The 11,687-nt window shown below is 73.1% G+C and carries 12 protein-coding genes; 7 read left to right on the forward strand and 5 right to left on the reverse strand.

Features of this window, described 5'->3' with window-relative positions:
- The first annotated feature begins 90 nt into the window (after nucleotides 1-90).
- From ABT106_RS18760 to ABT106_RS18775, 4 genes are all read left to right on the forward strand, one after another.
- Entirely contained in the window at nucleotides 91-456 is a 366-nt protein-coding gene (locus ABT106_RS18760) for an Rv2175c family DNA-binding protein (RefSeq protein ID WP_267840605.1), read from the forward strand.
- Nucleotides 457-537: 81 nt separating this feature from the next.
- A complete protein-coding gene (gene thiE, locus ABT106_RS18765; protein ID WP_351278449.1) occupies nucleotides 538-1,173 on the forward strand; it encodes a thiamine phosphate synthase in 636 nt (211 codons plus the stop codon).
- A gap of 79 nt (nucleotides 1,174-1,252) precedes the next feature.
- Nucleotides 1,253-2,167, forward strand: a complete 915-nt coding sequence (metF, locus tag ABT106_RS18770) for a methylenetetrahydrofolate reductase [NAD(P)H] (protein ID WP_351278452.1) — start codon at nucleotides 1,253-1,255, stop codon at nucleotides 2,165-2,167.
- 49 nt (nucleotides 2,168-2,216) lie between these two features.
- Nucleotides 2,217-3,110: a hypothetical protein gene (locus tag ABT106_RS18775; RefSeq protein ID WP_351278454.1), complete on the forward strand. Its 894-nt coding sequence runs from the start codon at nucleotides 2,217-2,219 to the stop codon at nucleotides 3,108-3,110.
- Nucleotides 3,111-3,135: 25 nt separating this feature from the next.
- Here the strand turns inward: ABT106_RS18775 and ABT106_RS18780 are convergent, their stop codons facing one another.
- The 5 genes from ABT106_RS18780 to ABT106_RS18800 form a co-directional block, all read right to left on the reverse strand.
- Nucleotides 3,136-4,566, reverse strand: coding sequence for a phytoene desaturase family protein (locus ABT106_RS18780; protein WP_351278456.1), 1,431 nt, complete (start codon nucleotides 4,564-4,566; stop codon nucleotides 3,136-3,138).
- Nucleotides 4,567-4,589: 23 nt separating this feature from the next.
- Complete coding sequence (locus ABT106_RS18785) at nucleotides 4,590-5,216, reverse strand: DUF4126 domain-containing protein (RefSeq protein WP_351278458.1); 627 nt, start codon at nucleotides 5,214-5,216, stop codon at nucleotides 4,590-4,592.
- 125 nt (nucleotides 5,217-5,341) lie between these two features.
- The gene (locus ABT106_RS18790; RefSeq protein ID WP_267720897.1) at nucleotides 5,342-5,743 is read right to left on the reverse strand and encodes an SCO2097 family morphological protein; all 402 of its coding nucleotides are present in this window, start codon (nucleotides 5,741-5,743) and stop codon (nucleotides 5,342-5,344) included.
- Nucleotides 5,744-6,049: 306 nt separating this feature from the next.
- Nucleotides 6,050-6,808 (reverse strand): class I SAM-dependent methyltransferase, encoded by a 759-nt coding sequence (locus tag ABT106_RS18795; protein WP_351278460.1) that lies wholly within the window; start codon nucleotides 6,806-6,808, stop codon nucleotides 6,050-6,052.
- A 73-nt stretch (nucleotides 6,809-6,881) separates the two neighbouring features.
- Nucleotides 6,882-7,364 (reverse strand): SAV_6107 family HEPN domain-containing protein, encoded by a 483-nt coding sequence (locus tag ABT106_RS18800; protein ID WP_351278462.1) that lies wholly within the window; start codon nucleotides 7,362-7,364, stop codon nucleotides 6,882-6,884.
- A gap of 172 nt (nucleotides 7,365-7,536) precedes the next feature.
- Between ABT106_RS18800 and ABT106_RS18805 the strand changes: the two genes are divergently transcribed.
- From ABT106_RS18805 to ABT106_RS18815, 3 genes are read left to right on the forward strand one after another with little or no spacing between them, the layout of a single operon-like run.
- Nucleotides 7,537-8,592, forward strand: a complete 1,056-nt coding sequence (locus ABT106_RS18805) for an ATP-binding cassette domain-containing protein (RefSeq protein WP_351278464.1) — start codon at nucleotides 7,537-7,539, stop codon at nucleotides 8,590-8,592.
- On the forward strand, nucleotides 8,564-10,651 hold the full coding sequence (locus tag ABT106_RS18810; protein WP_351278467.1) for a YhgE/Pip family protein: 2,088 nt from the start codon (nucleotides 8,564-8,566) through the stop codon (nucleotides 10,649-10,651). The genes ABT106_RS18805 and ABT106_RS18810 overlap by 29 nt, the downstream gene beginning before the upstream one ends.
- A gap of 43 nt (nucleotides 10,652-10,694) precedes the next feature.
- A complete protein-coding gene (locus ABT106_RS18815) occupies nucleotides 10,695-11,348 on the forward strand; it encodes a TetR/AcrR family transcriptional regulator (protein WP_267720903.1) in 654 nt (217 codons plus the stop codon).
- Nucleotides 11,349-11,687 lie beyond the last annotated feature (339 nt).

Below are 11,687 nucleotides of genomic sequence, written 5' to 3' on the forward strand. Positions count from 1 at the left end.
GCCCCGGAGGCGCTCCCGGAGGGCGGCGCCGGTACCCGTACGGGGCCGCTCGGGTACCGGCCGCCAGTCCTAGATGGCAGGCTTGTACCCGTGACCGAGATTGACGCAAAGATCGATGCCCTAGTCCCCGCCTGGCTGTACCTCCCCGACATCGCGGAGAAGCTCGACATCGAGGTGACCCGGGTCCGCCAGATGGTCAAGGAAGGGCAGCTGATCGCCGTGCGCCGGGGCGAGAACCGCTCCCTGCAGGTGCCGGCCCCCTTCATCGACGGCGACAAGGTCGTCAAGGGCCTCGTGGGCCTCCTGACGGTGCTGCGCGACGACCGCTTCACCGAGGAGGAGATCCTCGAATGGCTCTTCACCGAGGACCCGACCCTGCCCGGCACCCCCGTGCAGGCGCTGAGCGAGAATCGCGGCACGGAGGTGAAGCGCCGCGCTCAGGCGCTCGCCCTCTGACCTGATCCGCATCCGCTCCACCGCGGCGTACGGGCCCCGCCTGGCCGCCCGTCCGCCGCTTCCATCACGGGGGGTACACCCATGCAGCTGTCCGACGCCCGGCTCTACCTGTGCACGGACGCCCGCAAGCGGCAGGGTGACCTCCCCGAGTTCCTCGACGCCGTCCTGGCCGGGGGCGTGGACATCGTCCAGCTCCGCGACAAGGGCATGGAGGCCGGCGAGGAACTCGACCACCTCCGGGTGTTCGCCGAGGCCGCGCGCCGTCACGGCAAGCTCCTCGCCGTGAACGACCGCGCCGACGTCGCGCACGCCATCGGTTCCGACGTCCTGCACCTCGGCCAGGGCGACATCCCCGTACCCGCCGCCCGCGCCGTCCTCGGCGGGCAGGTGCTGATCGGCCGCTCCTGTCACGCCGAGTCCGAGGTGGACGCGGCCGCCGCCGAGCCCGGCGTGGACTACTTCTGCACCGGCCCCTGCTGGCCCACCCCCACCAAGCCCGGCCGGTTCGCCCCCGGCCTCGGACTCGTCCGGTACGCGGCCTCCCTGGAGCAGGACCGGCCCTGGTTCGCCATCGGCGGGATCGACCGCGCGAATCTGGACGAGGTGCTGGACGCCGGGGCCACCCGTGTCGTCGTCGTCCGGGCCCTCACGGAGGCGTCCGACCCCGGTGCGGCCGCCGCGGAACTCGCGAAGCGGGTCCGCGCCCGCCTCGGCTGACCGGCCGGGCCTGTCCAAAAACATGTCCAAAAGGCGGACATCGCTTCGGAGTGCGCGCCGACGCGTCTAACCTGCGGGTATGGCCTCTGGTACCGCTTCCACCCGGTCGGATCGCGCACACACGGTCCGCGAGCTCATCGCGTCCGGGCGCTCGTACTCCTTCGAGTTCTGGGCTCCGAAGACGGAGAAGGGCGAGCGCAATCTCTGGAACGCGCTGCGCCGGGTCGAAGCGGTCCGTCCGAGTTTCGTCTCCGTCACGTACGGGGCCGGCGGCTCCACCCGGGGCGGCACCGTCCGGGCCACGCAGCAGATCGCCGCGGACACCACCCTGACCCCCGTCGCCCACCTCACCGCCGTCGACCACTCGGTGGCCGAGCTGCGCAACGTCATCGGGCAGTTCGCCGACGCGGGCATCCGGAACATGCTCGTCGTGCGCGGAGACCCGCCGGGCGATCCCATGGGCGAGTGGGTGGCGCACCCCGAGGGCGTGCGGTACGCCGCCGACCTGGTCCGGCTGGTCAAGGAGTCGGGCGACTTCTGCGTCGGCGTCGCCGCCTTCCCCGAGATGCACCCGCGGTCGACGGACTGGGACACGGACATCCGGCACTTCACGGACAAGTGCCGGGCGGGCGCCGACTACGCGATCACCCAGATGTTCTTCGATCCGGAGAACTACCTCCGACTGCGCGACAGCGTCGAGAAGGCGGGCTGCGAGACCCCGATCATCCCCGAGGTCATGCCTGTTGTGGGCATCAGGCAGCTCGACCGGCTGCCGCAGCTCAGCAACGCGCTCTTCCCCGCGGCCGTGAAAGAGCGCATGCTCGCGGTCAAGGACGACCCGGCCGCTGTACGCTCCATTGGCATCGAGTTCGCCACGGAGTTCTGCGCGCGGCTGCTGTCCGAGGGTGTCCCGGGGCTGCACTTCATCACGCTGAACAACTCCACGGCGACTCTCGAAATCTACGAGAACCTGGGCCTGCACCAGCGGGCCTGATCGGCGGGCCCCGTTTCCGGGCGGTCCGCCGCACCGAGAGGGGCCATGCGTGGGAATGACGGTCCTCTACATCGCGTTCGGCATCGTCGCGCTGTGGCTGCTTGCCGAGGTCCTGATGCAGAACAAGGCCCGGCTCCGCTGGCGCCTGCTCGCGTTCACCGGCTTCCTGGGCGTGGTCGCCGGAGTCGCCCTGCCGTCGGTGCTGGTCATCGGCGCGGGCGCCGCCGCGTTCGCCCTGGGCCAGATCCTGGTGACGCTCTCCTTCCGCAAGGGCTTCGTGGCGGGCTGGGCACTGCGCCGGCGCCGCCCGGAACCCGTACGGCAGTCCGGCGGGCGCCGCAGGTCCGGTGGTCCGCGTCCCCAGCCGGCGCTCCGGGTCACCGCCATGGAGTACGGCTCCGCGGACGAGTCCGCCGAGGCGGCCGCGGGCCAGAGCGCGGGCCAGAACGCGGGCCAGGACGTCTACAGCCCGGAGCCGGTCCCCGAGGACACCGGGTCCTACGGCATCCAGAGCTTCACGGCACCCGCCGGCGCGGACCAGACGGCCGCGTTCGCCTCGCCCTTCACCACCGCGGAGCAGGACGCCCACCAGTACGCCGCCGCCTACGACCCGGTGGGCCAGTCGGACGGCTACGGGTACGACTACTCCGGCGGCTACCAGAGCGGCGCGCAACAGCAGGTCTACGCCGCCTACTCGGACCCGTACATCGGCACCGGCGGCGGGGCCCCGGCGCCGGCCTACGACTACAACGCCTACGCCCCCTACCCCGACCAGGGGCAGCAGTACTCCACGGACACCCCGCCCGGCGGGGTCTGGGTCCCGCAGCAGCGGACCACCGACCCGGGCGGCCGGCCCTACCCGGGCGAGGAGCAGGCCCAGCCGCCGCAGGAGTACCCGCACCCGCAGCAGGGCGGCGGGGAGTACGGGCAGTACCGCTACTGAGCCGCGGCCGGGGCGGGAGGCCCGGTCACCGGGAGCCGCGGAACTCCGCGCCCTCCACGATCAGTCCGGCCACCAGGGCCCCCGTCATCCCGGCGTGCGCCAGCCCGCCGCCGGGGTGGGCCCATCCGCCCGCGAGGTACAGCCCGGGCACGGCCGTGGTGTTCGCCGGGTACAGCAGCCGTCCGCCGGCCCCCGCGAGGGCGGGCGCCGGCACCGAGCCGCCCCGCGCACCCGTCGCCGCCTCCACGTCGGCCGGGGTGCGCACCTCCTGCCACAACAGCCGTTCCCGCAGCCCCGGTACGGCCGCCGCGGCCAGGTCCGTCAGCTCCTCCGGGCGGGGAGCCGCGCCCTCGCCCCCGGCGGGGCACACGGCGGTCACGGTGACCGCCTCGTGGTCCGCGTCGGGCCGCGTCGCCGGGTCGTCGGGCCGCAGTACGGTGACCAGCAGGCCGGGGGAGTGCACGAGGGTGCGGTGGACCGCGTCGGCCGGGCGGGCGCCGCGCAGGGCGAGCAGCAGCGTCAGCCGGCTGGGCACGCCCTCCCCGCGGGCGGGCACCGCCTCCGGCGGCCAGGGCGGGGAGCCGTCCGGCAGCAGTCTCGGGTCGACCGCGCACACCACGGAGTCGGCGGCCGCCTCGGTGCCGTCCGCCAGCAGCAGGCCCGCCGCCCGGCCGCCGCGCACCAGGACCTCGCGGACCTCCGCCCCGAAGACGAACTCCACCTTCCGCTCGCGGCAGCGCTCGTACACCGCGGTGGCCAGGGCCCGCATCCCGCCGTGGACGTACCAGCTGCCGAACGTCTGCTCCATGTAGGGCAGTACGGCCGCCGAGCCGGGCGCCCGCACGGGATCGACCCCGTACGAGGCCACCAGGCCCGTCAGCAGCACGCCCAGCCCGCCGCCCAGCTCGCGCCCGGCCACCTCGGCCAGCGTCGGCGGCCGGCGGCGCAGCAGGCCGCTCCGGCGCAGGGCCGGGTAGGGGTCGGCGCCGAGGGACCGCTGCCGTCCGGCGGGCAGCGGTTCCTCCAGCAGCGGGCGGCGGGTGGCGTCCCAGGCGTCCCGGGCCCGGCCCAGCACGCCGTTCCAGCGCTCGCCCGCACCGGCGCCGAAGGCCCCGTCGAGGGCGGCCGCGACGCCGCCGCGCGAGGCACCGGGCAGGGTGACGTCGATGCCGGAGGCGGGGAGCAGGTGCCGGGCCGCCGGGTCGAGCCGCACCATGTCGACGCAGGTCTCCAGCGGCCGCTTGCCGGTCTTCACGAACAGGTCCCGGTAGACGGCGGGCAGGTGCAGCAGGCCGGGCCCGGTGTCGAAGACGAAGCCCCCGCGCTCGTGGCGCCCGACGGCTCCGCCGTACGTGGTGCCGCGCTCGTACACCGTTACCCGGTGCCCCGCCACGGCCAGCCGGGCCGCCGTCGCCATCGCGCCCATCCCGGCGCCGATCACCGCAATTCGTGCCATGCGGCCGAGCCTATCGAGCGAGGTCAGCCGGGTGGCGCGGCGGTGTGGGTACGGGCCTCCGCGGCGAGCCGCCTCTCCTCGCGGCGCTGCGCGCGCCGGCGCAGGAAGCGGCGGATCCGGCTCCAGAGGAAGAACAGTATGGCCAGTCCGGCGATCAGCAGGACGGCCGCGATGATCGCGGCGGCCTGCGGGTTGAACATGGCGAAGGTGATGACGCCGGCCACGCCGAGGTCCTCGGCGGTGCTCACCACGATGTTGCTGAACGGCTCGGGCGAGGTGTTGATCGCCATCCGGGTGCCGGCCTTCACGAAATGGCTGGCCAGGGCCGTGGTGCCGCCGACGGCACCCGCGGCGATGTCGGAGAGCGAACCGCTCTGCCCGGCCAGCAGCGCTCCCACGACGGCGCCGGCCAGGGGGCGGATGACGGTGTGGGCGGCGTCCCAGACGGTGTCCAGATACGGGACCTTGTCGGCGACGGCCTCGCACGCGAACAGCACCGCCGCGACGATCAGCACGTCGGTGCGTTGCAGCGACGCGGGGACCTCGTCGGTCAGGCCGGTCGCGCCGAAGAGGCCGAGCAGGAGGACCACCGCGTAGGCGTTGATCCCACTGGCCCAGCCGCTGGTGAAGACCAGGGGGAGCACACTCACCGGATCATCATGCCGCAGAAAGGGTGATCCGGCGGACGCGACGCAGCACGGGCGGACACGGCGCGGAACAGTGAGGGGACGGCCGCCCGCAGGCCGCCGTCCCCTCACTCACGTTGTGTGCGGGGCTACTGCCCCTGCTCGTCACGGCGGCGCTGCCACCGTTCCTCGATGCGGGTCATCATCGACCGACGCTGCCGGTTCTGGCCGTGGGCCGAACCGTCGGTACTGCCGGAGACGGGCTGCTCGCCTGGCTTGGGTGCCTTGCGCCAACCGGTGACCACGAGGACCGTACAGGCCAGCATGACGAGGAATCCCACCACGCTGATCCAGAGCACGTCCTGCCAGATCACACCGGTCATGAGGAGCGCGATACCCACCACAATGCCAGCGACTGCCTGGTACACCCGGCGACGGGTATACGTACGCAGTCCGCTTCCCTCAAGCGCTGTCGCGAACTTGGGATCTTCGGCGTACAGCGCTCGCTCCATCTGCTCGAGCATTCGCTGCTCGTGCTCCGAGAGCGGCACGGGAGTCCTCCTCATCCGTCGGTCGCGGGGGTGGCGACCAGGGGTCCCCTTCAGGATAGGCGGGGAATCGCCCCCGTGATACCCGCCCTCTACGCCACGTTCCTAATAGCTCAGCCTTGAAGCAGCTCAGCCTCAAAATAGCCCAGCCGCCGAACCACTGCGCGAACGGTACCGCCGCTGGGGAGGTCATCGAGGCGCTTATTCCCCAATGGCGCGTCCACCATGCCGGTCACTGCACCCGATCATACGGGGCCGACCGCGAGATCGGCGGGTGAGTGGCCGACTCCGTCCCCGGAAGATCGCAGATCAGGCCCGCTTCTCGCCCAGGACGTGCAATTGGGTGGCGACCGCGTGGAAGGCGGGCAGCTCGGCGGCGGCCTCCTCCAGACGCAGCAGTGCCTCCACGGCGCCCGGCTCGGTGTCCACCAGGACACCCGGCACCAGGTCGGCGAAGATCCGCACGCCGTGCACCGCGCCGACCGCCAGACCGGCGCCGCCGACCAGCTCCGAGAGCTGCTCGGCGGTGAAGCGCCGCGGCACCGGGTCGCCGGTGCCCCAGCGCCCGGCCGGGTCGGTGAGCGCGGTGCGGGCCTCCGTGAAGTGCCCGGCCAGCGCGCGGGCGAGGACGGCCCCGCCGAGGCCGGCGGCGAGGAGGCTGAGGACGCCGCCCGTGCGCAGGGCCGCGACCGCGTTGGCCACGCCCTCCGCCGGGTCGTCCACGTACTCCAGCACGCCGTGGCAGAGCACCGCGTCGTACGCGTCCCGGTCCACGACGTCCAGCAGGCCCTGGGCGTCGCCCTGGACCCCGCGCACCAGGTCGGCCACGCCGGCCTCGGCCACCCGGCGCTCCAGCCCGAACAGCGCGTTCGGGCTGGGGTCGACCACGGTGACCCGGTGGCCCAGACGGGCCACCGGCACGGCGAACTTGCCGGTGCCGCCACCGGTGTCGAGCACGTCCAGCACATCCCGGCCGGTCGCCTTGACCCGGCGGTCGAGCGCCTCCTTGAGGACCTCCCACACCACGGCGGTGCGGAGGGAGGCACGGGGGCGGGAAGTGTCCGACACGGCTGATGGCTCCTCGGCGCGGTAAGGGTGAGCGGTCAGTGCCCCACCCTATGGCCTTCCACGGCCGTGCAGCTCATCCCGCGTCCGGACGCTCCGCGCGCGGCTGCGGCAGGCTCTGCGGGGGCGGCTGGACGGCCAGCATCCGCTCCACCAGCCGCAGGAACATCGAGACCGCGCGCACGAGGTCGTCCGCGTCCCGGCCGCTCGCCGCGTCCGCGATCCCCGCCTCGGCCCGGGCCCGGCGGGCGGCGCCGGAGGCGAACAGGGCGCTCCACTCGGCGAGCTCCGGGGCTATCTCCGGGAGCACCTCCCACGCGCTGCGGATGCGGGGCCGCCGGCGCGGGTGGACCGGCTCCGGGCGGCCGCGCGCGGCGAGCACGGCGGCGGCGGTGCGCAGCGCGGCGAGGTGGGCGGTGGCGTAGCGCTCGTTCGGACGGGACAGCCGCACTGCCTCCGCCAGGCCGTCGCGCGCCTTGGCGAGCAGATCGACAGCGGCCGGTGGGGCTGACGACTTGCGCAGGACGGGGTGGACAGGGGACGGGGACGGTGTGGCCATGACGAACCTCCTGTCGTTGCGTTGCCCCCATCGTGACGGGGGCCACTGACAATCGCGCTGACCTGCGGGTACGCGAGTGACAGGTCGACAACTACCCCCTGCTGCGCAGCTGATGCGGAAGAAGGTGCTAGTTTTTGAACTGACCGGTCAGTTCAAAAAGAAGGGGGACGGCGTGGACAGCCCGCACGGCGCGTCCGTGAAAGCCCGGGACTTCGGACTCAAGGGACCGCGCGGCTGGGCCTTCCGGGGCGTCGGCGTCGACGCGGAACCCGGCTCGCTCATCGCGGTCGAAGGCCCCTCCGGCAGCGGGCGGACCTGCCTGCTCCTCGCGCTCACCGGACGGATGAAGGCCACCGAGGGCCACGCCGAGATCGGCCGCCACCGGCTGCCGAAGAAGATGGCGGCGGTCCGCCGGATCGCCGCCCTCGGCCCGGTCCCCGGGGTCAACGACCTCGATCAGGCCCTCACCGTCGCCGAGCAGCTGCGTGAGGGCGCGCTGCTCCAGCGGCGCTACGACGGCCCGGTCCGCGCCCTGTTGCGTCCCCGGGCCGAGCGCAAGGCCCGCGCCCGGGCCCGGATCGACGACGCCCTCGCCGCCGCCGGGCTGGACCTGGCCGCGCTGCCGAAGGGCCCGCGCACCTCCGTACGGGACCTGGAACGGCTGGAGGCCGTACGGCTGTCCGTGGCCATCGCCCTGCTGTGCTCGCCGCGCCTGCTGGCCCTGGACGACCTCGACCTCAAGCTGTCGGACGCCGAGCGCGCCGAAGCCTGGACCCTGCTCCGCTCGATCGCCGCCCGCGGGACCACGGTGCTCGCGGTCTGCAGCGAGGCCCCGGACGACGCGGTCGTCCTGCGGACGGGCACCCCGGAGCAGGACGCGCCCGCCGCGCCGGAGGCGCCCGCGGGGCCCGCCGCACCGCCGCGGGGACGAGCATCCGCCGCCGATGCCAAGGTCACGTGGGGGACGGCCGCGAAGAGCGGCACCGCCTCCGGCGAAGACAGCGAAGACGGCGACGGTTCGGACGGCGACGGTTCGGATGACGACGGTTCGGACCGCGAGGACAGCGCCGGCGCGCCGAAGGCCGCCGCCGATGCGAGCGCCGACAGCGCCGCGAGCGGCAAGGGCGCCGACAGCGCCGACAGCGCCCAGAGCGCCCAGAGCAACGACACCGAGAACGACGACACGAAGGGGGCGGACGATGCGATCACCGAAGCTGGCCGCGCTTGAGCTCAAGCGGTTCGGGCGGGGGAAGCTGCCGCGCGCCGCCCTCGTCGCGCTGCTCCTGCTGCCCCTGCTCTACGGAGCCCTGTACCTGTGGTCCTTCTGGGACCCGTACAGCCGGCTCGACAAGGTGCCCGTCGCCCTCGTCAACTCCGACCGGGGCACCACTGTTGACGGCAAGCAGCTCGACGCCGGCGGCGAGATCACGAAGAAGCTCCACGACAGCAAGACCTTCGACTGGCGCGAGGTGAGCGCCGAGCAGGCGGAGAAGGGGCTGGAGGACGGGACGTACTACCTGTCCCTCACCTTGCCCGCCGACTTCAGCGCGAAGGTCGCCTCCAGTTCCGGCGAGGACCCCACCACCGGGGCCCTCCAGGTGCGCACCAACGACGCCAACAACTACATCGTCGGCTCGATCTCCCGCACGGTCTTCGCCGAGGTCCGCTCCGCGGCGTCCACCAACGCCTCCCGCGGCTTCCTCGACAAGATCTTCGTCTCCTTCTCCGACCTGCACGACAAGACCGCCGAGGCCGCCGACGGCGCCGACAAGCTCAAGGACGGCGCCGGCAAGGCCAAGGAGGGCGCCAAGGAGCTCGCCGACGGCCTCGACACGGCCAAGGAGAAGACCGGTGAACTGACCGGGGGCCTGCAGAAGCTCAACACGGCCGCCGCCAAGCTGCAGACCGGCACCAAGGACGTCGCCGACGGCACCCAGAAGGTCGCCGACACGGTCAACGGCGCCGCCGAGAAGGCCAAGCCGTTCCTCAAGGACCCCAAGCAGCTCGCCGCCACCGCCGAGCTGGTCGCCGACACCGCCGGCGTGGTCAACGGCCACTTCGACAAGATCGCGGAGAAGGCCCCGCTCGCCGCCGCCCGTACCAGGCAGGTCGCCTCGGGCCTGGACGCGTACTACACGAAGCGCTGCCTCACCCCCGGGGCCGACCCGCTCCTCGCCTCCTGCGCCGACCTGAAGAAGGTCAAGGACGACGCCGCGCAGGCCGCCGAACTCAGCGGCGACCTCGACACCCTGGTCAAGGGCGCCAACGGCGACCTCAGCACCCTCAAGAGGCAGCTGACCGACCTGGAGAAGCAGGCCCGTCTCGTCGTGGAGCGGGCGCCCGCCCTCTCCGCCGACCTCGACGCCGCCGTCACCCAGGTGAACGCCCTCAACAAGGGCGCCCACCAGGTCGCCACCGGCATGGCCCAGCTGCACACCGGACTCGGCTCCGCCCACACCGGCTCCGGCAAGATCGACGCCGGCGTCGGCAAGCTCGGCGACGGCGCGCACAGCCTGGACGGGGGCATCTACAAGCTGGTCGACGGCAGCGGCGAGCTCGCCGGGGGCCTGCACGACGGCGTCGGCAAGATCCCCGACTACGACGAGCGGCAGCGCGACGCCCGCACGCAGGTGATGGCCGACCCGGTCCAGCTGGCCAACCAGTCCCTGCACAAGGCGCCCAACTACGGCACCGGCTTCGCCCCGTACTTCATCCCGCTCTCCCTCTGGGTCGGCGCGATGGTCGCCTACATGCTCATCGCCCCGATGAACCGGCGGGCCCTGTCCGCCGGCGCCTCACCCTGGCGGATCGCCCTCGCCGGCTGGCTGCCCGTGGCGGGCCTCGGCGCCGCCCAGGTGGGCCTGCTGATGGCCGTGCTCCACTGGGGCCTCGGCCTGGAGATGGAACGGCCGGCGCTCACCGTCGGTTTCCTGTTCCTGGTCACCGGCTGCTTCGCGGCGATCGTCCAGTGGCTGAACGCCAAGTTCGGCGCCGCCGGACGCATCCTGGTGCTGGCCGTGCTGATGCTCCAGCTGACGTCGGCGGGCGGCACCTACCCCGTTCAGACCAGTCCCGGCTTCTTCAACGCGATCCACCCGTACCTGCCGATGTCGTACGTCGTCGAGAGCCTGCGCCGCCTCATCACCGGCGGGGACCTCGCCCCGGTCTGGCAGGGCTGCGCCGTCCTGACGGCCTTCACGCTGGGGGCACTGGCCCTCACCGCACTCGCGGCCCGCGGCAAGCAGGTGTGGACCATGGACCGGCTGCACCCGGAACTGAGCCTTTAGCACCGAGCCCGTGGGGGAGTGTCGACCTGTGAGAATCAGCGCCATGGAAAGCAGCAGCACCGGTACGGGCGGCACGGTCACCGGCGGAACGGTCACCGGAGGCCGGCGCCAGGCCACCCGGCAGAAGCTCTACGAAGCGGCCGTGACGCTCATCGCCGAGAAGGGATTCTCGGCGACCACGGTCGAGGAGATCGCCGAGCGGGCGGGCGTCGCCAAGGGCACCGTCTACTACAACTTCGCCAGCAAGAACGACCTCTTCGAGGAGCTGCTGCGGCACGGCGTCGGCCTGCTGACCGTCTCGCTGCGGACGGCGGCGGAGGAGACCGAGGCCCGCGGCGGCACCCGGGTCGAGGCGCTCGACGCGATGATCCGCGCCGGGCTCGTCTTCATCGACCGCTACCCGGCCTTCACCCAGCTGTACGTCGCCGAGCTGTGGCGCACCAACCGGACCTGGCAGTCCACGCTCATGGTGGTCCGCCGGGAGGCGGTGGCCGTGGTCGAGACGGTGCTGCGCGAGGGCGTCGAGCGCGGTGAGCTGAGTGCCGAGATCGACGTCCCGCTCACCGCGGCCGCGATGGTGGGGATGGTGCTGGTGGCCGCCCTGGACTGGCAGTCCTTCCAGAGCGAGCGGTCGCTGGACGACGTGCACTCGGCCCTGTCCCTGCTGCTGCGGGGCCGGGTCAGCGGAAACCGCTGACCGGTCGCCGGGGGCGTGCGTCCCCGGCGCGGTGCCCCCCGGTCGGCGGTGCCGCCGGGGGGCGGCGGCCCGTACAACTGGTGGGGCCCGCCGCGGCGCCTGAGTACCCGTACCCAGGCACGGGATGAGTACGCGCGCGGATGGGCCCCCACCTGCGCGGACGGCAGACTGGGGGCAGCGGACAGGAGACCCGGTCCGCACCGCGGACACGGGGCCGCGGAGCGGACCGGGTACCTCCTGACGTGACCGGGCGGGCACGACGAGCTGGGCACGAAGGAGTACACGTCCCAGAATCTGGTCGACTTCGCCTTCGCCTCCGCTACCGGGATGAGCGCCGCA

Source organism: Streptomyces sp. NPDC002044 (genome assembly GCF_040296725.1).
GTDB classification, from domain to species: Bacteria; Actinomycetota; Actinomycetes; order Streptomycetales; family Streptomycetaceae; genus Streptomyces; species Streptomyces antarcticus.